Source organism: Candidatus Pseudothioglobus sp. uisw_070 (genome assembly GCF_059512545.2).
In genome coordinates this window covers 556895-579274 of sequence record NZ_CM183456.2, presented here as the reverse complement: position 1 = coordinate 579274, position 22380 = coordinate 556895, and the positions used below count along the sequence as shown (strand labels likewise).

Genomic DNA, 22380 nt, shown 5'->3' with positions numbered 1-22380 from the left:
GCCATCCTGGTGGGGCTGATAAACTTATTAATGCCTCCAAAAAGCTCTATGGAAAATGGCAATAATGGTCAAAACCTCAAGCCTTCCAATCAGCATTGAGAAACTCAAAATCCACTTAGCTGTTTCGCCCAGAGATCCGTAGTTCTGTGCCACTTCTCCAAGGCCTGGTCCAAGATTATTCATCGTTGCTGCTGTTGCAGAATAGGCAGTTACCTGATCTAAACCTGCAAACATTAACAACATCATAATAAAAATAAAAGAAATAGCGTAGAGTGAAAAGAAGCCAAGTACTGAAACTAGAGCTTTTTCATTGATACTAGCATTATTTAACTTAATACTAACCTGAGCATTAGGGCGGATAAACTTATGTATTTCTTTCATTCCTAATCTAAACATGACAAGCACCCGAACCACTTTAATTCCGCCTCCAGTGGATCCAACACATGCACCAATAAAACTAACCATTATTAGGAAAACAGGTATTGCTGCTGGCCAGTTACTGTAATTTTGTGAGGTAAAGCCAGTTGTGGTAGCTATTGAAATAGTTTGAAATAAGCTGTGCCTTATTGTTTCTGAAGTTGAGCCATACTCACCATTTAGAGAAAGGGCAGTTACTACAATGGCAGACGCAGAAAGCAAAACCATTGCATAGGTTTTAAATTCAGAATCTTTAATATAGTCAACAAGTGAGCGGTTATTCCACGCTACAAAGTGTAATGAAAAATTAATACCCGCTAAAAACATAAAAAACATAGTAATCATTTCTATTGGTATCGAGTTGAAATAACCAATAGAGCTGTCATGGGTTGAAAAACCTCCAATTGCAACCGTAGAAAAACTGTGACTAACCGCATCAAAAATAGACATTCCTGAAAAGAAATAAGCAAGTGCGCATAAAACAGTCAACGAAAGGTAAATTTTCCAAAGAGCTATCGCAGTATTTCGCAACTTTGGCGTGAGCCTATCTTTCGCAATACCACTAGACTCTGCATGATAAAGCTCCATTCCTCCAACGCCTAATAGAGGCAGGACTGCAACAGCAAGAACAATAATTCCCATGCCTCCAAGCCACTGAAGTTGCTGCCTATAAAAAAGAATACTTTTGGGTAAATCATCAAGCTGACTTAAAACAGTAGCGCCCGTTGTTGTTAAGCCAGACATTGACTCAAAAAATGCATTTGAAAATGAAAGATTACTAATCGATTCAGTAATTAGAAAAGGAAGCGTTCCAAAAAGAGACAAAACAATCCAAAAACTAACGACTATTAAAACGCCTTCTCTAAGTCGAAAGCTTTTCTTTATTGCTCTAAATGGCCACCATAATACAAGGCCTCCAAATACAGTAAGGATAAATGAAAATACAAAAGTTAGATACTCGCCTTCAGAGTATATCAAGTCTACTAATATTGGAGGTACCTGGGCAAAACTGAAAACCATTAAAAGAAGGCCTAAAGTTTTTGCAACAATACTTAACTGCATTTAGTCCATACCTTTTTAGTATTTGATTGAAAGCAACAACTAATCATTCTCAAGGAATAAAGTCTCAACTTCATGAATTTTACCAACATCCATTAATACCATTAAAACGTGGTCTCCCTCTTCTATAACTAGTTTTTTTGAGCCCATTAATAATTCATCATTTCTTACAATAGCTCCAACAACTACATCTTCAGGTAAAGGTAAATCTTTAATTTGAACTCCAACTACCTCAGATGTTTTTTCATTGCCATGAACCACTATCTCTATCGCTTCAGCTTTTCCATGCTGCAAGGAATGAACCTTCATACAGTCACCTTTCCTAAGATGAGATAAGATTCCACTTACTGTAATTTGGTCAGGAGAAACAATAATATCTACATCTCCACTTTGCTCAGCGAGAGCAGCATAAACATCACGCTTGACTAGTGCAATAGTTTTATGAGCACCCAGACGCTTAGCTAAAATTGATACAATAACATTTACTTCATCTGAGTCAGTTAAAGCTAAAAATAGATCTGTATTTTCAATGCCTTCTTCCTTTAGCAGGTCTTCATCAGAAGCGTTACCTTGAAGCACTAAGGTATTATTAAGCTTCTCACTTAAATACTTAGCTCTATCTTCACTTAGCTCAATAATCCTTATATTGTGAGTGTCTTCAAGAAGTCTAGCAACATTAATACCAATACTTCCTCCTCCAGCAATGAAGATTTTTTGATAAGTATTTTCAGCACGCCTAAACTCTTTTAAAGCTCTAGAAATATGATCTTTTTTAGCTAGGAAGTAGACTTGGTCTCCCTCTCTTATAATAGTATCACTTTTGGCAGGGATAGCTTTTTCATTTCGATAAAGGCTTACTATGCGTATTTTGACATCAGGCATATGCTCATGAAGCTCTTTAATAGGCCTATTGACAATTGGCGTTCCAATGAAAGCACGCGTTTCAACAAGTTGCACCAGCCCATTTTCAAAATCAAATACTTGAGAGGCCCCAGGTTGCTCAACAATACCCTGGATATATTCGGTAATTAAATTCTCAGGGGTAATTAAAAAGTCTATTGGTAACGCATCATTAGAGAATATTTCCGGTCTGAGTAAATATTCAGTAGTCCTTATTCGAGCAATCTTTTTCTTTACGTTATATAAGGTATGCGCCATCCTGCAAGCAACCATATTTCGCTCATCAGAGCGCATTACAGCAATAACTACGTCCATGGATTTAATGCCAGCTTTTTCTAACACACTTGGATATGCACCATAGCCAATAACAGTTTTTATATCTAAATGCCTCTGTAATGGGGTCAACATTTCTTCTTTTTGATCAACAATTGTAATATCGTTATCGTCATCTGAACAAAGGTACTTTGCAAGAGTTGACCCAACTTGACCAGCGCCTAGAATTAATATTTTCATTTCTTGTCAATCCCTAAATCTTTAAGTTTTCTATATAACGTTGTTCTTTCTAGGCCTGCAATCTCTGCAACAACTGCAATATTATTATCATTAACTGAAAGATGATGGAGTAAATATTGACTTTCAAAAATATTTCTAGCTTCTTTAAGCTTAAGAGAATAGTCAATACCACTAACTTGCTGACTTGATTTTTCTGGCTCTTTACGTGTCATAATATTTCGCAATATTGGTAAAAAATCATGAAGGGGTTTTTTTAAAAAATCTACAGCACCAAGCTTCATCGCTTTAACAATATCACTTGGCTCAGCATGCCCTGACATCATTACTACAGGAGTTGATAGGCCCTCAGAGTACCATTCTGATAAAAGTGAAATACCATCTTGACCAGGCATCCAAACGTCCATTAGTATTAAATCAAAAGAGTTGGCAGTTAGTATTGCTTTTGCCTCATTAGCACTTCTAGCAAGCATGGTCGTATAACTTACATCTTCAAGAATATCTTTAATAATTTCAGTATTATCTTTCTCATCATCGATAATCAATATTTTACCAAATATAGAATCTTGTGTCATTTCATCTCCTTTAGGGCATTAATTATACTGAATTCAATTGTTATTCTAGCCCCATGCGGTTTTACATTGCTTGCAAATATCTGACCATCATGCTGCTCTATAATATTTTGAACTATGGCAAGCCCAAGCCCTCCACTTTTTTCTTTTGTTGTAATATAAGGCTCAAATACTTTATCAATAATATCTTCAGGAAATCCATTACCATTGTCAATAATTGTTATTCGGACGATTCCCTCTTTTTTCATAACTCTTGACTTAATTTTAATGTTAAGCTGATCTTTTTCTTTCTTCGCTTCAGTTGCATTTTTAATTAAGTTAATTAATACTCTTGAAATAGCATCTTTATCAAGCTGAAGTTTAGGTAAATCTCCACTCAAATCTAAGTCAACCCTTATGCCACTGTGATTATCATATAGCGAGGCCGACTTATTTATTAGAGAATTTAGTGACGAAAGAGTCTTTTGAATTTCAGGAGTATTTGCATAATTTGCAAAAGCACTAACCATAGAATCCATAGATGCAACCTGATCCATGATGGTTTGAGTTGTTTTATTTATAATTGCTGAGTCCTTCTTATCTAGCTTTTCTAAAAATAAATTCCTAAGCCTTTGTGCAGAAAGTAATATAGGGGTAAGTGGATTCTTAATTTCATGCGCCATACGAACTGCAACCTCTCCCCATGCCGCCTTCTTTTGTGCTCTATTTAGCTTGGAGATATCATTGATTATAATTACGTAACCAAGTGTTTTGCCTTCCACCTCCAAGACTGCACCTTGACAATAAATAAGCCGACTCCTGTCATCAAGTGTTAATTCAATTTCATTACTCCACTCTAACGACTCGTTATCAATCTCCCCTTGAATAAATGAAAAAAGTGGGCTTAGATTCTCATAATTTTTAACAACATTATCATATGACTGCCCAATAAATTTCATCTCATCTTCAATTTGAAGTATCTTACCAATAACTGGATTAATAATTTGTATCTTCTTATCTTGGTTAAGAGCAATAACGCCAAAAGAGTACTTTAGAATTGTTTCTAAATAAAGATTATGTGTATCAAGACCCTCTCTAGATTGCTTGATTCTACTGCTCATTTCATTAAAATGTCCTATTAAATCTTGCATATCCTTATTTTTTGGATCTAGCTTAATTTCTACGTCATAGTTTCCAGAAGAAATTTCTCTTGTAGCAACTGACAAGTTTTGCATTGGCCTCATCAACTGATCAATCATACGAAAAACAATAAGCAAAGCGCTTAAGACTGATAATAAAATTGTTGAGGTAAAGTCGGTCAGAAAACGAGTTTTAATAATAGAAGAGTTAAGTGTCAACTCAGCATCTTTTGCAGCATTTCTAAAACGCATCATTTTTGAAGTTAAGTTACTAATACTCATGTCAGAAGCATAGTAGGCGGTAAGAGTGAAGTCATCTGTTGAAGCAGTATATCCATAGTCCGCTAAACACGCTTCTTCACTTTTACTTTGTGCCACAATATTACTTAAGGCATCAAAAAGCTGTAATTCACATGCCCAATCATCTTGGACTAGCAAGTTTAATACTACTTGCATTTTTTCATTTGTTGCTGTGGGTGCATCAAAATAATTGACAAGTTTTCCTATATTACGAGTTCTATCTTCATAATACTTAATCGCAACATTATTGGTATTTTGATAGAGTTCGTCAACCTCACCTCCCACCTTTAAGTTAAATTCATCAAATTGCATTTCAGCAATTTGAAGATTATCTCTGATTGATCCAAAAGAAAATAAATAAAATGATAAAACTGGAAGTAAAACCAAAACTGGAACAATTTTTATAAAAGACCACGTAAATTTTGATCCGATTACTCCTTGCTCGGTATTTAGCTTTAACTTTCTCATGGAAAGCACAATATAATATATTGCAATCAAGCTCATTAGAATATTAAATCCAACTAAAACTAGGTACCACTTTTCAATTAACTCAGGATTTAAACCAAGATAAAACATTCCAGAAAATGAAATTACAAAGACACCAATCCAAAACAAGGCACGAGGAGCTTCTTTTATAGAAAAAGCTTGATTTAGCAACATAAATTTTGTTGGTAAAATATTAAAGTGTTTTGATTATCTCATAAATGAATTATTACTAGCATGAGTTGTTGATAAAATACAACAATCTATCTGAGATAATTCCTTTGATTTCAAGCGAGCTACAACTTAACAAATATCTGCAAAGTATTCAAAATGACTTTCTTCTTGCAATTGATACTGAGTTTAGAAGAATTGATTCATATTTCCCAGAACTTTGCTTAATTCAAATTGCAGCTGGTAACTATTTAGAGTGCATAGATGTTCTTGCAATTAAAAATTTAGAACCTCTTTTTGAAAAACTATACGATAGTAAAACTATTTGGGTTATTCATTCTGCTAGACAAGATATTGAGGCTCTTTATTACTTATCTGAAAGAATACCTCATACAATTTTTGATACTCAAATTGCGGCCTCACTATTAAATTACCCTCTTCAAGTATCATATCAAGCATTAACTGAAACATTACAAAATATTTATTTAGAAAAAAAGCATACACGATTCGACTGGAAAACAAGACCCCTTCCAGAGGATGTATTGCAGTATGCACTTGATGATGTGAAATACTTACTTCCTCATTATAAAATGCTTAAAACTGAGTTAATTGAAAGTAAAAAACTTCAGTGGCTTAGTGAAGAAGTTGGCTTCCTGTTAGAGCAAAGTCTTTATGAGCCAAATTTTAATCAAATTATTAAAAAAACTAGTGGGATTTCAAAAATAGATTCTAAGTCACAAAAACAGGCAATAAATTTAGTAATATGGCGAGAAGATACTGCAAGGAAAGAAAATAAACCTCGTAAATGGATAATGTCTGATGAGCGCTTAATAGATTATGCTACAGGAAAAAATAAGTTATCTTCAAGCTCTCAAGAGCTTTTTGAAAAATTTCTAAACACTAACCAAACTGAAAAAAAACTTCAAGCCCCTCTTTTATCTCAAAAACCATTATCTGCAGATGAAAAGCTGAAAAAAAATCATGCACAGGATTATATTAAAAAAATATCGATTGAATATGATATTGCTCCTGAACTTATTTGCTCATCAAAAAATCTTGTTAAATTCATTAGAGGTGATAAAGAGGTTTCTATTAACAGGGGATGGAGATCAAAAATATTTAAACTAAAATCATATTTAGAAACTTAACTTATCATTTAATTACTTTAGCTCTATCAAAGATAATACTTTTAAAATAATTGCAGGAAATCTTAAAGGAAGGAAATTTAACTTTCCTGATGCTGAAGGGCTTCGTCCAACTCCTGCAAAAATAAGGGAAACCCTTTTTAATTGGCTCCAATTTAATATTGCTGATAAGACCATTATTGATCCTTTTGCTGGAAGTGGCGCTCTTAGCCTTGAGGCAATATCTAGAGGAGCCAAAAAAGTCTGTTTAATTGAAAAAAATAGAATAGTTTTTAAAAGTCTTGAATCTAATTTTAAGCTCCTTGATAACTTTCAATATCAACTGAATAATAGTGATTCAATTATCCTTCTTAATAAGCAAAACAATAATCCTTTCGATTTAGTTTTTTTAGACCCTCCATTTAACCAAAATTTAATACCAATCACTCTTGAGCTGTTATCTCAAAAAAATTACCTACATAATAAAAGCCAGGTTTATATTGAGTCTGAGTACGAAATAACACCTACACTCCTAGAAAATCACCTTGAGTATGATTGTAGAATCAGAAAACAGAAAAAAACAGGCAATGTTCACTATTGTCTGATAAGCTTAGAGGCAATATGAAAAAAATTGCAATATATCCCGGCTCTTTTGATCCGATTACTAACGGTCACGTCGATCTAATAAAGCGTGCATCAAAAATTTTTGATGAAGTAATTATTGCAATTACTCAAAATGCTAATAAATCTGGTTTTTTATCTATTAATCAGAGGGTTGGGGCAGTTGAAAGCTCAATAGAATCTCTAAGTAACACAAGAGTATTAAGTTTTAATTCTCTTCTAGTTGACTTTGCAAGAGATCATGATGCTCAAATAATTATTAGAGGCCTCAGAGCTGTATCAGATTTTGAATATGAGTTTCAACTTAGCGGAATGAATAAGCGCCTTAACTCTGAAATTGAAACTTTGTTTATGACCCCCTCTGAAGAATTTGCTAATATTTCATCGTCCTTGGTTCGCGAAATTCTATCTCTTGGTGGTGATATTAGCCCATTTGTTCCAGCCCAAGTCAAAACAATACTCCTTGACACACTTCAAAAATAATTTCATTAATACCTTGAAATAATATTTTAAACCCCTAAATAGGGTTTATATAAAAATACAAGGAGTATATGGAATGTCAAAAATAATTGGAATTGATTTAGGAACAACAAACTCATGTGTCTCTGTGATGGATGGTGGAGTTGCTAAGATAATTGAAAACTCAGAAGGAAACCGAACAACACCTTCTATTATTGCTTACCCTAAAGACTCAGATGAGATCTTAGTAGGCCAGCCTGCTAAAAGACAAGCTGTTACAAATCCAGAAAATACGCTATATGCTATCAAAAGGTTAATTGGGCGTCGCTTTGATGAAGAAGCGGTTCAAAAAGATATTGATCTTGTTCCTTATAAAATCATCAAAGCTAAAAATGGTGATGCCTGGGTTGAAGTCAAAGGTAAAAAAATGGCAGCTCCAGAAATATCTGCTCGTGTAATTCAAAAAATGAAACAAACGGCTGAAGATTATTTAGGATCAGAAGTTACCGAAGCAGTAATTACTGTCCCAGCCTACTTTAATGACTCTCAGCGTCAGGCAACAAAAGATGCTGGAAAAATCGCAGGACTAACTGTTAAAAGAATTATAAATGAGCCTACTGCTGCTGCATTGGCATATGGTGTTGATAAATCTACAGGTGACAAAAAAGTTGCAGTTTATGATTTAGGTGGTGGAACATTTGATGTCTCTATCATTGAGATGGAAGATATTGATGGTGAAAAACACTTTGAAGTTCTTTCAACTAATGGTGATACATTTTTAGGTGGTGAAGATTTTGATCATAGAATCATTAACTATTTAGTAGAAGAATTTAAAAAAGAGCAGGGTTTAGATCTTTCTAAAGACGCGATGGCCCTTCAAAGACTTAAAGAAGCTGCAGAGAAAGCAAAAATTGAACTATCTTCATCAGAGCAAACTGAAGTAAGCTTGCCATACATAACTGCGGACGCCTCTGGTCCAAAACATCTTAATATCAAAATGACAAGGTCAAAGCTAGAATCTCTAGTTGCTGATTTATTAAAGCGATCAATTGATCCCTGCAAAATAGCACTTAAAGATGCTGGACTATCAAGTGGTGACGTAGATGAAGTTATCCTTGTCGGTGGGCAAACTAGAATGCCTAAAGTTCAAGCAATGGTAAAAGATTTTTTTGGAAAAGAGCCTAAGAAAGATTTAAATCCTGATGAAGCTGTTGCAATGGGTGCAGCCATTCAAGCGGGTGTTTTAGGTGGAGATGTTAAAGATGTGCTACTTCTTGATGTAACCCCTCTATCGCTAGGTATTGAAACTATGGGCGGGGTAATGACTAAATTGATTGAGAAGAATACAACAATTCCAACCAACCAATCTCAAGTCTTTTCAACTGCTGCAGATAATCAATCAGCAGTAACAGTTCATGTTCTTCAGGGCGAAAGAGAGGTTGCTAGTGCAAACAAATCACTCGGTCAGTTTAATCTTGAAGGTATCCCAAATGCACCTAAAGGCCAGCCACAGATTGAAGTTTCACTTGATCTTGACTCTGATGGTATCTTGAATGTATCTGCCAAAGATAAAAATACTGGTAAAGAACAATCTATAACAATCAAATCTTCAAGTGGTCTTTCTGATGATGAGGTTGAGAAAATGATTAAGGATGCTGAAGCGCACGCTGAAGAAGATCAAAAATTCCATGAACTAGTAACATCAAGGAATATGGCTGATTCTTTGGTGCATTCTACAAAACAATCTTTAGAAGAGCTAAAAGATGAAATTTCTGACGATGAAAAAAGTGCAATCGAAACTGCGCTTAGTGAGCTTGAAGAAAGTATCAAAGGCGATGATAAAGAAGCAATCGATACTCAGGTTCAAAATCTAAGTGAAAAAGCGCAAGTTCTAGCCCAAAAAGCTCAAGAAAAAGCAACAGCAGAAGGTGGTGAAGATGACAAATCAGAAGGAAATGATGATGTTGTAGATGCTGACTTTGAAGAGGTTAATGAAGAAAAATAAGCAACATAAGAAATTAACACATAAATAAAACCTCCCTTGTCTGGTGCATGGGAGGTTTAATAATATAAGGGACCCATGGCAGAAAGAGATTATTACGAAATTTTAGGCGTTGATAAAGGTGCAGACGAGGCCAAAATTAAAAAAGCCTATAAGCGTCTTGCAATGAAATATCATCCTGATAGAAATGCTGATGATAAAGCTGGTTCCGAGAAAAAATTTAAAGAAGTCCGTAAAGCATATGATGTAATCTCAGATCCTCAAAAAAGATCAGCCTACGACCAATTCGGTCATGCAGGAGTTGAGCAAGGCGGTAATGGCTTTGGTGGTGGAAATCCATTTGGTGGATCTGGTGGTGGTTTTGGTGATATTTTTGGTGATATTTTTGGTGGAGGCAACTCAAAGCCCGATAACAGAGGCTCTGACCTTCGCTATGACCTAGAAATAGATTTAAAGCAAGCCGCAGAAAGTGATACTGTAAAAATTCGAGTTCCCAAAAATGATACCTGTGAGCCTTGCTCTGGAAGTGGCGCCAAACCTGGTACCTCTGTAAAAACTTGTATAAATTGTCGCGGAACAGGGCAAACAACTATGCAGCAAGGTTTTTTTGCTGTCCAAAGGCCTTGTAATCAATGCAATGGTTCAGGTGAAAAAATTGAATCTCCGTGCGGTACATGTCGTGGACAGGGTGTTGTAAGAAGTCAAAAAACTCTTTCAGTTAAGATTCCTGCAGGCGTAGATACTGGAAATAGAATTCGATTGAGTGGTGAAGGTGAAGCTGGATTACGCGGTGGACCGCATGGTGATCTTTATGTCCAAATTCATATCAAAGAGCATTCAATTTTTGAGCGTGATGGTAATGACTTATATTGTGAAGTCCCTATTGATTTTGCAACATCCGCGCTTGGTGGCTCAATAGAAGTTCCAACATTACAAGGGAAGCTCAAAATTAAAGTCCCTGCAGGAACGCAATCTTCGAAATTATTTAGACTGCGAGGTAAAGGTATGCCTGCTATGAGGCATAATGGATCTGGTGATTTGCTATGCCAGGTTAAAATCGAAACGCCTGTAAACTTAAACTCCAAACAGAAAAAAATATTAAAAGAGTTTTCAGACTCATGCGAAGCAAAGCATCACCCAGAGTCAAATTCATTTTTTGGAAAGATGAAGTCATTCTTTGAGTAAACTTGAAACAATTTGTAACATAGTATTAATTACTCAAGTATAAAATTACTCTTTTCTCTAACTTAAAAACCTTTTTTAAAGATGATTAAAAAAATTATTGCACGTGAAGTACTGGATTCAAGGGGTAACCCTACCGTTGAAGCTGATGTTATTTTAACTAATGGTATTCTTGGAAGGGCTATTGTTCCATCAGGAGCATCTACGGGACAAAGAGAGGCTTTAGAGCTTAGAGATGGTGATAAAAGCCGCTATCTGGGCAAAGGTGTTTTAAAAGCTGTTAATTTTATTAATACTGAGATTAGTGACTCCCTTAAAAGTATGGATGTATCTAATCAAAAAGCCATTGATCATAAAATGATTGATATGGATGGCACTGATACAAAATCTAGATTAGGTGCAAACTCAATATTAGCTGTTTCTTTAGCCTGCGCTCATGCAAATGCGCAAAATAAAAACCAATCATTATTTCGTTCATTTGACTTTTCAGAAACTTTTCAAATGCCTGTCCCTATGATGAATATTATTAATGGTGGTGAGCACGCTAATAATAGTGTTGATATTCAAGAGTTTATGATAATTCCTGCAGGTGCTCCTAGTTTTAAAGAAGCATTACGCTATGGTACTGAAGTATTTCATCATTTAAAAGCAGTACTTGAACAAAAAGCATTAAATACTGCAGTTGGTGATGAAGGTGGATTTGCTCCAGATCTAAAATCAAATGAAGAAGCGCTAGAAGTTATTATTGAAGCGATTAATAATGCCGGCTATACCCCTGGAAAAGATATATTTATTGGGATAGACGCAGCAAGCTCAGAATTCTATAAGAATGGAACTTATAATTTGGCCTCAGAAGGCTTAAAACTTACTAACTCTGAATTTACAGATTACCTTGCATCATGGGTTGAGAAGTACCCAATTATTTCGATCGAAGATGGTATGGACGAGAATGATTGGGAGGGCTGGGAGATGCTTACTCAAAAATTATCCAATTCTGTTCAACTTGTTGGTGATGATTTATTTGTAACAAATAGTAAGATCCTTGCGAAAGGTATTAAAAATAATATAGCAAACTCTATTCTAATAAAAGTTAACCAGATTGGTACTCTGACTGAAACCTTTGATGCAATGAAAATGGCTCTAGATGCTGGCTATACATGTGTTATGTCTCATAGAAGCGGCGAAACAGAAGACACCACCATTGCAGACCTTGCAGTTGCAACAAATTGTGGTCAAATTAAAACAGGATCTTTGTCTAGATCTGACAGATTAGCTAAATATAACCGGCTCCTTCGAATTGAAGAAGAGCTTGGTGATGAAGCTAAATATCCTGGTCTAGCTGCGTTTAAAAACCAGTCATAAATCTCTCAAACAAGTTGTTCAGAGACTTTTGACTAATTTAAGGTTAAAATAAACTTTGATTGATTATTTTGGGTGACTAATTGGAATCACTTTCCACTTTTTGGCTTAGTGTTTTACTGTTTGTACTAATTCTAGCTTCGGCTTTCTTTTCCGCATCTGAAACTTCGATGATGGCGTTGAATCGCTATCGCCTAAAAACCTTGAGCTCAAAAAATAACCTTCAGGCACAAAGAGTAGAAAGGCTTCTAAAAAATATTGATTATTTAATTGGTGGAATTCTTCTAGGAAATAACTTTGTTAATATACTTGCGGCAAGTATAGCAACCCTTCTTGCTCTGAAGATTTGGGGCGAGGGATCAGTAATTATTGCCTCTTTAGCTTTAACATTAGTTATTTTAATTTTTGCTGAAAACACCCCAAAAACATTTGCAGCAAAAAACCCTGAAAAAATTGCTTTGCCTGCCTCCTGGCTTCTTGATCTTCTAATTAAAATTTTTAAGCCACTAATATATCTAATATCTTTGATATCAAAATCTATTCTAAATTTTCTTGGATTGAAGAACATTAGTAAAGATATTCTCAATTCTGAAGAACTTAGAATGGCTGTTGTTGATTCAAAATCAGTATTATCCAAGAGTTACCAAAATATGTTACTTAATATTATTGATCTTGAAAAAGTTAAAGTTGATGACATTATGATTCCTCATCATGAACTCGTAAGTGCAGATATTAATAATGAAGAAGAGTTATTTGAGCAATTAAAAAGAATTCAACACACACGCCTGTTAATTTTTGATGGCTCTGAAAATAATATTATAGGAACTATTCATATGAGGGATGTTGTGAATATATACGCCAGAGATGAAATCAATATGGCCAAAATTAAAGAGATAATAAGAGAGCCTTATTTTATTCCTGAAGGTACTCCTTTATCTCAACAACTTGAACACTTTAAAACTCAAAAACGAAGACTTGGTATTGTTGTTGATGAATATGGAGAGGTTCAAGGCATGGTTGTTTTAGATGATATTTTGGAGGAAATAGTTGGCCAGTTCACCTCTTCTCAAAGTGAAAGTATTGATGAAATCAATATCCAATCTGATGGAAGTTACCTTGTAGACCCTAGGATTAGTATTCGCGAGTTGAATGTAAAGCTTAAAGTCAGCCTTCCTTTTGACAATGCAAAAACACTTAATGGTCTTATCCTCGAGCAACTTCAAAGCTTCCCTCAACACAATGTTTCTTTTAAAGTGGACTCACTAATTATTGAAATCGTTCAGGTAAATAAGCAAGGTGTAAAACTTGTTAAAATCACCAAAGTTAATTAGGTATTATCATTACCAACAAATAACTATCTCCAAATCAAAAAGGAAAAATAATGTTTAAATTTTTTACTGAAAAAAAATGGTTTCTTTGGGCCTATCTTGGCTCTGCAATTATTCTCAGCTCATTATGGATAACAGTTCAAATTGATGTGATGATAAATGAATGGTTTGGTGAATTTTATGACATGATTCAAAAAGCACTTGGGGCTCCAAATGCAATTACGATGGATGAATATACTGGTGGATTATGGAGCTTTGCAAAACTTGCTGCAATAGCTATTGCTTTAGGCCTTGCAACCTCATTCCTTACTGCTCACTTCTTATTTAGATGGAGAGCATCAATGGTTGAGTTCTATCATAGTGTTTATGACAAAGCGCGAACTATTGAAGGTGCCTCTCAGCGAGTTCAAGAAGACACTGTTAGATTTTCTAGAATCATGGAAAGTCTTGGAACAGCTTTAATTGAATCTATCATGGTTTTAGTAGAGTACTTTCCGTTATTAATGGGATTAGCAGTCGGTATTCCAATTATGTGGTTTGGTGACTGGGAATATGGCCTAGTAACTGGCGCCCTTATTTGGGCTGTAGGGGGAACGGTTCTAATGATTGGAGCTTCATGGATCTTAGGTCTTGTAGGTATAGAATATGACCTTCAAAAAAGAGAAGCTTCCTATCGAAAAATACTTGTTATTGCGGAGGATGATGGCACCGTTAGGCCAAAAGATATTGATGAGCTTTTTGAAGGCGTTCGAAAGATTAATTATAAAAACTACTTGTACTACTTATACTTTAATATTGTTAGGCTTGCCTATCTTCAAGCAAATGTATTAGTTGCCTATGTTATTTTAGCCCCTGCTATAGTAGCTGGAGTTATGACATTAGGAGTAATGCAGCAAATAATTAGGGCGTTTGGAAGAGTAGAAGGCTCCCTCCAATACCTTTTTAAAGCATGGCCTACTATTATTGAGCTCGCAAGTGTCTATAAGCGTTTAATGGAGTTTGAGGCGCAAATTGAGTCTATGGATAAGTTAGAAACTGTATAGTTAACCTATAACTGATTGGCCCATTTTAAGGGCCTGTCCAACCTCAAGATTAAGCTCAGAGGAGCCCTCTGGCATCAACATTATAACTGTAGAGCCCATGTTAAAACGGCCCAATTCATCGCCTTTTAATAGCTTAATCTGATGATCTTTATAATCATAGTTTTTAACTGCTTTAGAATAAGGCGGGGTGATTAAACCCTCCCATGAAGTTTGCATCGATCCTACAAAAATTGCGCCAACTAATACAAAAACCATAACGCCAAAATCAGTTTCGAATAAACAAACTAAACGTTCATTTCGAGCAAAAACCCCATCAATATTATCTATGGTATTCTGGTTAACTGAAAAAAGGTCACCAGGTATATATTTCATCGAAATCAAAGCACCATCGCATGGCATATGAATGCGATGATAATCTTTAGGCGATAAATATATTGTTGCAAAACTTCCATTTTGTATTTCTTTAGACGGCATATCATCAATTAATGCTGAAATGCTATATTTATGACCTTTGGCTTGGACAATTTGGGAATTATAAACTTTACCAGACTGAGAAACAACACCATCAACAGGGGAGATAATATCCGATTCTGATATTGGTCTCAAACCTGGCTTAATTGCACGAGTAAAAAAATCATTAAAGGAAATAAAATCCTCGATATTTTCGATTTCAGCTTCTGAGAGATTGACTTGATATTGTTTAATAAACCAGCGAGTAAAATTATTTTTAACCCAAGAATTTTCTATTCTGGCAAATCGGAACATCAGCCTTGATAAAAAATGCTGAGGAAGAAGATATTGAAAAAATGCCATCAATCAAGCTTATCAAGAATATAGCTTACTACTTCATTAAAATCCACTTCAACTTTATCGGGCATTTTTCTTGATTTATATTCAATTTTCCCATTATCAGCATGGGTGTCACTAATGACCAGTCGATGTGGTATACCAATAAGCTCAGAATCTGCAAACATTATTCCAGGACGCTCTTTTCGATCATCAAGCAATACTTCAATATTTTGCTCTATACAGTCCATATAAAGCTGATCTGCCAAAGCCTTAACTCGTGATGACTTACTATAATTAATTGGAACAATAACAAGCTGGAATGGAGCAATAGCCTCTGGAAAAATAATCCCCCTATCATCATGGTTCTGTTCAATACTTGCTGCAATAATTCTTGTAACACCAATACCATAACAGCCCATATTCATATTAACTGATCGACCATCTTCTCCAATAACGTTGGCATTCATTGAATCTGAATACTTGGTACCTAATTGAAAAATATGCCCTACTTCAATGCCTCTTTTAATTTCAAGATTACCCTTTCCATCAGGAGAAGGATCACCTGAGACAACAATACGTAAATCACTTGCAATAATTTTTTTAGTGTCTCTCCCCCAGTTGACCCCGATAAAGTGCTTATCATCCTCATTAGCGCCGCAAATAAAATCTGACAAAGCTGCAGCCGCAAAGTCAACAATAACTGGAATTTCAAGATTAACAACACCAATTGAACCGAAAGAGCAACCTAATTGCTTCTTAACCACTACTTCTTCTGCCATTTGAAGAGGTTGTTTAATGCCATCAATCTTTGAAGCCTTAACTTCATTTAACTCATGATCACCTCGTAAAACCAGTGCAACTAGATTATTATCATTTCCTTGAACAATTAATGTTTTAATAGAATTAATTGGCTCAACTTTTAGCAAATTACAAACATCAGCAATAGTTTTAACACCTGGTGTCTCAACAAGTTCTAAAGCTTTTTCAGCTGATTTTGGCTCTCCTTGAGGCAGAGTCTCTACTCGCTCAATATTAGCAGCATAATCAGAGCCATCAGAAAAACAAATCGCATCTTCTCCAGATTCTGCAAGTACATGAAATTCATGAGAGCTGTCTCCTCCAATAGTTCCTGAATCTGCTAAAACAGGCCTATAGTCAAAACCAATTCTATCAAAAATATTACAGTAAGTCTGGTGCATTAATTGATAAGTCTCATTTAGTGATTGCTCATCAATATGAAACGAATAAGCGTCCTTCATAATAAACTCTCTAGAGCGCATTACCCCAAAACGAGGACGAATTTCATCTCTAAACTTAGTCTGTATTTGATACAAATTTATTGGAAGTTGCTTATAGCTTCTAAGGTACTGTTTAGCAATTTTAGTAATAACCTCTTCATGAGTTGGACCCAAGCAGAAATCTCTATCATGCCTATCTTTAAATCGAAGCAACTCAGGGCCATACTCTTCCCATCTTTTTGATTCTTTCCATATTTCTGCAGGCTGTGCAACTGGCATTAATACTTCCAATGCTTTAGATTTATTCATCTCCTCACGTATTATTTTTTCTACCTTTTGGATTATTCTTAAACCCATTGGGAGATACGAATACAGTCCCGACGCTAACTTAGAAATCAAACCAGCTCTTATCATTAATTGATGAGATATGATTTGAGCATCATTAGGCGCTTCTTTGACTGTTGAGATTAAAAAATCACTGCTTTTCATATAAAATGGTTTTCATATCAATAAATAATGCAATTTTACCTAATGCCTGATTTTCAAACTTTATTAATTTATATTATTCCTCTTCTTTTTGCAATAACCCTTCATGAGGCAGCTCATGGCTGGGTAGCAAGTAAATTAGGTGATCATACTGCAAGAATGATGGGGAGAGTTACCCTTAATCCAGTAAAACATATCGATCCAGTAGGCACAATCGCCATTCCGTTGCTTTTATTAATATCTTCATCTGGATTTATCTTTGGCTGGGCTAAGCCAGTTCCCATTAATTTTAATGCCTTGCGCTCTGGAAAATCTGGAATGATCTGGGTTGCTTTAGCGGGCCCAGGAGCAAATTTATTTATGGCTGTGTGTTGGCTGTTTATTATGATTCTCGCAATTAATATGAACATTCCTGTTTTAATAGAAATGGGCCGCATCGGAATAATGGTAAATTGTGTTTTAGCTGTTTTTAATCTTCTACCAATACCTCCACTTGATGGATCTAGAGTAATCAGTGCCCTTCTTCCAAATCGTCTTGCCTATCAATATAATCAGCTTGAGCAATATGGATTATTTATATTACTTGGGCTTATGTTTATTGGTGGCTTTAATTACTTAGTTCTTCCAGTCGTGGGACTACTCTTAAGATGGTTTCAATTCGCTTTGGTATTACTAGGATGAGCAACTAAGCTCTAAGTTTTGAGCCCATTCAGGAGGCTCACTATCATAAGACTCATATCCTTCATGGTTATCAAATGGTTTTTTGAGTAATTGAAAAAGAGTTTCAATTTCATCGTATTCATTTAAATCTTCTGCTTTTCGAATTGCAACTTCAGCTAAATAATTTCTTAAAACATATTTAGGATTAACCTTATGCATCATAGTTACCCTTTGATTCATCTTTGAAGTCTCTTTCTCAAGCCTAGCCTTATAACGAACAAACCAAGAATCAAAATTATTCCCCAATGTATGCTCACTCTTACTTGAAAGTTGTCTCATAGATCGGTGATAATCTTTTTTATTAGTATAAAGCAACTCTAAAAACTCATTAATTAATGAGTTATCTTCATTATTAACCTCTAATAATCCAAACTTTTTTCTCATTAATGAAGAGTACTCTTTAACTAATGACGGCTCATATTCTGTAATAGCTTCTTTCAACTGATTTTCATCAACAAGCGACTTAAAAGCATCAGCCAAGCGATGTAAGTTCCATAATGCAACTGATGGCTGCTTTTCAAAAGAATACCTACCCTGCGTATCAGAATGATTACAGATAAGCTCAGGATTATAAGTCTCCATGAAGCTGAATGGTCCATAATCAATAGTCAGTCCTAGGATCGACATATTATCTGTATTCATTACGCCATGTGCAAATCCTTGGGCCTGCCATCGAGCAATCATTAATGCAGTTGACCTAACTACCTCCTTAAATAATTCTAAATAATTATCTTTATCAACTTCAGGTAAATGATGCTCAATAACAAAATCAGCTAATTCTTTTACGTTTTCTGTTTGACCTCTAGCTGCAAAAAATTCAAAGTGGCCAAAACGAATATGGCTTTCTGCAACACGAGTTACAATTGATGCATTTTCTAGGTGCTCACGGTAAACACCGGTATCACTTGCAACAAGAGCTAGAGCCTTCGTGGTTGGTATATCTAAAGCCTCCATGGCTATAGAACATAAATACTCTCGAATACTTGACCTAAGAACAGCACGTCCATCAGCACCTCGAGAAAAGGGGGAAGTTCCAGCTCCTTTTAAAGAAACCTCATAGTTGCTAATTTCACCAATAAGGCATGAGCGGCCATCCCCAAGCTGTGGCACAAAGTAGCCAAACTGATGGCCTGCATAAACTGTAGAAATAGGATTTACATCACCCAATTTTTTTTCACCTGAGCAAATACTTAAAAGATTTTCATCACTCATGTCTAAGTTAAGATCTTTTTTAAGGCTTTGATTTACATGAACTAATTTACTATTTTCAAGCTTTTTAGTCTCAACTTGAGCAAAGTAATCATCGCCTAAACTTAAGTATTTAAGAGAGCCTATCATTTAAAATTTGATTAACTTGTTTTGGATTTGCTTTCCCCTGAGTAGCTTTCATGACTTGGCCAACAAAAAAACCTAAAAGCTTAGTATTTCCATTTTTAAATTGCTCGACTTGATTAAGATTTTTTGCAATGATTTGATCAATGACTAACTCTAAAGCGCCAACATCTGTCATTTGCTCTAAGTCCTGGTCTTTAATTATCTCATCTACACTTCTTTTTTCATCCCACATTAGTCTAAAGACATCTTTAGCTATTTTTCCTGAAATAGTATTATCAGTAATTCTTGAAATTAGATTATAAAGCTCAGAGGCTGATATTGGTGAATCCTGAATATCAATTTGATTTTTATTTAGGGAGGCTGAAAGCTCGCCCATAACCCAGTTTGCTGAAAGCTTAACATCAGCGCCCTTATCAATAATAATTTCATAGTAATCAGCCATTGCTTTTTGCGAGGTTAGATTTTCAGCATCATATTCGCTCAACCCAAGCTTATCTATAAACCTAGCCTTCTTCTCAGAAGGAAGTTCAGGCAGTCTATCTTTAATTGCTTTAAGAAGCTCATCATCAATCACAACAGGCAGCAAGTCAGGATCAGGAAAATATCTGTAATCATTGGCTTCTTCTTTTGAACGCATAGACCGTGTTTCATTTTTAATTGAATCATAAAGTCTAGTTTCTTGAGCTACAGAGCCTCCATCTTCTAAAATATCTATTTGCCTTTCAACCTCGAGATTAATAGCTTTTTCTAAAAACTTAAATGAGTTAATGTTTTTTATTTCAGCTCTAATACCTAAATCCTCGCCCACTCTTCTAACAGAAACATTAGCGTCACACCTAAACGATCCTTCCTGCATATTTCCATCACAAATATCAATATACTGGACCAACGCATGAATTTTTTTAGCATATGCAACTGCTTCTTTAGCATTACTCATATCAGGATCAGATACTATTTCTAATAATGGTGTTCCTGCTCGATTCAGGTCAATTGCTGTGTAATCATCATATAAATCATGGATTGATTTACCAGCATCTTCTTCTAAATGTGCCCGGGTAATTCCTACCATCTTCTTTTCACCATTATCTAGTGGGATATCAATTGTCCCATTTCCAACAATTGGAATTTCAAACTGTGAAATTTGGTAGCCTTTTGGGAGGTCTGGATAAAAATAATTTTTTCGCGCAAAAATAGAGTGCTTATTAATAGTCGCATTAACTGCCAAGCCAAATCTAAGCGCCATTCGAACTGCCTCTTTATTTAAAACAGGCAAAACACCAGGGAAGCCTAGATCAACAGCGCATGCCTGAGTATTTGCTTTTGCACCAAACTCAGTAGATGCACCAGAAAATATTTTTGATTTTGTTTTTAATTGCGTATGTATTTCCAGTCCAATTACAGTTTCCCAGGTCATAATATACTCTCCCCTATAACTCAATTGGTGAGGAAGTATGCCAATCAGTTTTTAATTGAAACTGATGAGCAGTATTAAGCAAAAGCTCTTCAGACCAGTGATTGCCTATCAACTGAAGACCTACTGGCAGTTCTTTTGAGAAGCCTGCAGGAATGCTCATTCCAGGGAGCCCTGCTAAGTTTACTGAGATAGTATAAATGTCCGCTAAATACATCGAGACAGGATCCTTAACAGAGCCTAAGTCAAAAGCAGGTGTTGGGGAAACTGGCCCCATTATGACATCAACACTTTGAAAAGCTTTTTTAAAGTCCTCACTAATTAGTTGTCTAACTTTTTGAGCTTTTAGATAATATGCATCATAATAACCAGCAGAGAGTGCATAAGCACCAATCATAATTCGTCTTTTAACTTCCTTACCAAACCCTTCTGAGCGAGACCTTAAATATAAGTCATCTAAATCTTTAGGATCTTCACATCGATACCCATACCTTACTCCATCAAATCTAGATAGATTAGAAGAGCATTCGCAAGGCGCCACAATATAGTAAGTTGGAATTGCATGCATTGAATTAGGAAGTGATACCTCTTGAATCTTAGCGCCCATCGACTCATACTCTTTAATTGCATCCATAACAACTTTTTCCACTCCCTCGTCTAGGCCACTGGAAAAAAATTCTTTAGGAAGTCCAATCTTTAATCCATCCAAAGAGTTTGTTAATTGATTAGTGTAATCAGGAGTTTCTTTAGTAGCACTGGTAGAATCTTTACTATCGAAGCCCGCCATAGCATTTAAAACGATTGCTGCATCTTCAGCAGTCTGAGTCATTGGGCCAGCTTGATCAAGACTCGAAGCATAAGCAATCATCCCATATCTAGAAACTCTTCCATACGTTGGCTTGAGTCCGGTAATGCCGCACAAACTCGCAGGCTGACGAATACTACCTCCAGTATCAGTTCCAGTTGCAAATGGAGCAATACGAGATGCAACAGCAGCAGCAGAACCTCCAGAAGAGCCTCCTGGGATTTTCTTTAAGTTCCAAGGGTTTTTTACTGGTCCATAATAGGAATTTTCATTTGATGATCCCATAGCAAACTCATCCATATTTGTCTTTCCAAGCATTACCATATTTTCTGAATTAAATTTATGACTCAGTGTTGCATCATATGGAGAAATAAATGAATCTAGCATCTTAGAACCTGCAGAGGTTTTTACCCCCTTAGTGCAAAAAATATCTTTATGTGCATATGGAATTCCGGTCAAAGGAGTATTGTCTCCTTTGGCTATTTTCAAGTCTGCTTCATTTGCCTGTGCAAGCGCAAGATTTTCAGTCACTGAGATAAATGCATTGAGCTTAGATTTATTAATTCGATTTAGATAATGTTGGGTCAACTCTACAGATGAAAAATCTTTATTTTTGAGTCCCTTGATTAGAGCGGCAACAGATAGATTATGCATCATCATTCAATTACCGTTGGGACAAGAAAGTGACTCTTGCCTATTTTGGGGGCAATTGCTTGAAATTCTTCAGCTAAGTTTTCTTCAGTCACTTCATCATCTCTTAAGCGCTGAGACATATGCAGTGGATGCGCCATAGGCTCAACATCGCCAGTATCTATTTCATTAAGATCATTCATCAAGCTAAGTATATTATTTAATTCTGACGTACTTTGCTCTAACTCTACATCTTCAATACTTAGTCTAGCTAAATAGGCAATCTCTTTAATTTGTTTTTTATCTAATGACATGTTT

General features: G+C 35.5%; 19 protein-coding genes. 9 read left to right on the top strand and 10 right to left on the bottom strand.

Going from position 1 to position 22380, the window contains the following annotated elements; translation table 11 throughout:
- Positions 1–27: 27 nt before the first annotated feature.
- Genes AC5YGD_RS02880 through AC5YGD_RS02865 form a run of 4 tightly spaced genes read right to left on the bottom strand, consistent with a single transcriptional unit; the run spans position 28 to position 5536 of the window.
- The gene (locus AC5YGD_RS02880; RefSeq protein ID WP_496142051.1) at positions 28–1479 is read right to left on the bottom strand and encodes a TrkH family potassium uptake protein; all 1452 of its coding nucleotides are present in this window, start codon (positions 1477–1479) and stop codon (positions 28–30) included.
- 39 nt (positions 1480–1518) lie between these two features.
- Positions 1519–2889 carry a Trk system potassium transporter TrkA gene (gene trkA / locus AC5YGD_RS02875; protein ID WP_416687919.1) on the bottom strand — a complete coding sequence of 457 codons (1371 nt, stop codon included), beginning with the start codon at positions 2887–2889 and terminating at the stop codon, positions 1519–1521.
- Positions 2886–3461 carry a response regulator gene (locus tag AC5YGD_RS02870; RefSeq protein ID WP_496142050.1) on the bottom strand — a complete coding sequence of 192 codons (576 nt, stop codon included), beginning with the start codon at positions 3459–3461 and terminating at the stop codon, positions 2886–2888. Before AC5YGD_RS02870 ends, trkA begins: the two co-directional genes overlap by 4 nt.
- Complete coding sequence (locus tag AC5YGD_RS02865; protein WP_496142049.1) at positions 3458–5536, bottom strand: ATP-binding protein; 2079 nt, start codon at positions 5534–5536, stop codon at positions 3458–3460. The genes AC5YGD_RS02870 and AC5YGD_RS02865 overlap by 4 nt, the downstream gene beginning before the upstream one ends.
- A 104-nt stretch (positions 5537–5640) precedes the next feature.
- Here AC5YGD_RS02865 and AC5YGD_RS02860 point away from each other — a divergent pair, with 104 nt between their 5' ends.
- The 8 genes from AC5YGD_RS02860 to AC5YGD_RS02825 all read left to right on the top strand — a co-directional run bounded on the left by AC5YGD_RS02860 (position 5641) and on the right by AC5YGD_RS02825 (position 14648).
- Positions 5641–6678, top strand: coding sequence for a ribonuclease D (locus AC5YGD_RS02860; RefSeq protein ID WP_502319137.1), 1038 nt, complete (start codon positions 5641–5643; stop codon positions 6676–6678).
- Positions 6679–6703: 25 nt separating this feature from the next.
- Entirely contained in the window at positions 6704–7279 is a 576-nt protein-coding gene (gene rsmD, locus AC5YGD_RS02855) for a 16S rRNA (guanine(966)-N(2))-methyltransferase RsmD (RefSeq protein ID WP_496142342.1), read from the top strand.
- Positions 7276–7758, top strand: a complete 483-nt coding sequence (gene coaD, locus AC5YGD_RS02850; protein ID WP_496142047.1) for a pantetheine-phosphate adenylyltransferase — start codon at positions 7276–7278, stop codon at positions 7756–7758. Before rsmD ends, coaD begins: the two co-directional genes overlap by 4 nt.
- A 73-nt stretch (positions 7759–7831) precedes the next feature.
- Complete coding sequence (gene dnaK / locus AC5YGD_RS02845) at positions 7832–9739, top strand: molecular chaperone DnaK (RefSeq protein ID WP_271556589.1); 1908 nt, start codon at positions 7832–7834, stop codon at positions 9737–9739.
- A 75-nt stretch (positions 9740–9814) separates the two neighbouring features.
- Positions 9815–10921, top strand: coding sequence for a molecular chaperone DnaJ (dnaJ, locus tag AC5YGD_RS02840; protein ID WP_496142045.1), 1107 nt, complete (start codon positions 9815–9817; stop codon positions 10919–10921).
- Positions 10922–11002: 81 nt separating this feature from the next.
- Entirely contained in the window at positions 11003–12280 is a 1278-nt protein-coding gene (eno, locus tag AC5YGD_RS02835) for a phosphopyruvate hydratase (RefSeq protein WP_496142044.1), read from the top strand.
- Positions 12281–12360: 80 nt separating this feature from the next.
- Complete coding sequence (locus AC5YGD_RS02830) at positions 12361–13608, top strand: CNNM domain-containing protein (protein WP_496142043.1); 1248 nt, start codon at positions 12361–12363, stop codon at positions 13606–13608.
- A gap of 50 nt (positions 13609–13658) precedes the next feature.
- The gene (locus AC5YGD_RS02825) at positions 13659–14648 is read left to right on the top strand and encodes a putative transporter (protein ID WP_416696033.1); all 990 of its coding nucleotides are present in this window, start codon (positions 13659–13661) and stop codon (positions 14646–14648) included.
- Here AC5YGD_RS02825 and asd read toward each other — a convergent pair whose 3' ends face one another.
- The gene (asd, locus tag AC5YGD_RS02820) at positions 14649–15461 is read right to left on the bottom strand and encodes an archaetidylserine decarboxylase (protein WP_496142042.1); all 813 of its coding nucleotides are present in this window, start codon (positions 15459–15461) and stop codon (positions 14649–14651) included.
- Positions 15461–17164, bottom strand: a complete 1704-nt coding sequence (locus AC5YGD_RS02815; protein WP_496142041.1) for a proline--tRNA ligase — start codon at positions 17162–17164, stop codon at positions 15461–15463. The genes asd and AC5YGD_RS02815 overlap by 1 nt, the downstream gene beginning before the upstream one ends.
- Before the next feature lie 42 nt (positions 17165–17206).
- Between AC5YGD_RS02815 and AC5YGD_RS02810 the strand changes: the two genes are divergently transcribed.
- Entirely contained in the window at positions 17207–17842 is a 636-nt protein-coding gene (locus AC5YGD_RS02810; RefSeq protein ID WP_496142341.1) for a site-2 protease family protein, read from the top strand.
- Here the strand turns inward: AC5YGD_RS02810 and AC5YGD_RS02805 are convergent.
- Genes AC5YGD_RS02805 through gatC form a run of 4 tightly spaced genes read right to left on the bottom strand, consistent with a single transcriptional unit; the run spans position 17834 to position 22376 of the window.
- Positions 17834–19219 carry a protein adenylyltransferase SelO family protein gene (locus tag AC5YGD_RS02805; protein WP_496142040.1) on the bottom strand — a complete coding sequence of 462 codons (1386 nt, stop codon included), beginning with the start codon at positions 19217–19219 and terminating at the stop codon, positions 17834–17836. The genes AC5YGD_RS02810 and AC5YGD_RS02805 overlap by 9 nt on opposite strands.
- Entirely contained in the window at positions 19203–20630 is a 1428-nt protein-coding gene (gatB, locus tag AC5YGD_RS02800; RefSeq protein WP_496142039.1) for an Asp-tRNA(Asn)/Glu-tRNA(Gln) amidotransferase subunit GatB, read from the bottom strand. Before gatB ends, AC5YGD_RS02805 begins: the two co-directional genes overlap by 17 nt.
- Before the next feature lie 13 nt (positions 20631–20643).
- On the bottom strand, positions 20644–22086 hold the full coding sequence (gene gatA, locus AC5YGD_RS02795; RefSeq protein WP_496142340.1) for an Asp-tRNA(Asn)/Glu-tRNA(Gln) amidotransferase subunit GatA: 1443 nt from the start codon (positions 22084–22086) through the stop codon (positions 20644–20646).
- Positions 22087–22088: 2 nt separating this feature from the next.
- The gene (gene gatC, locus AC5YGD_RS02790; RefSeq protein ID WP_496142038.1) at positions 22089–22376 is read right to left on the bottom strand and encodes an Asp-tRNA(Asn)/Glu-tRNA(Gln) amidotransferase subunit GatC; all 288 of its coding nucleotides are present in this window, start codon (positions 22374–22376) and stop codon (positions 22089–22091) included.
- Positions 22377–22380: the final 4 nt, after the last annotated feature.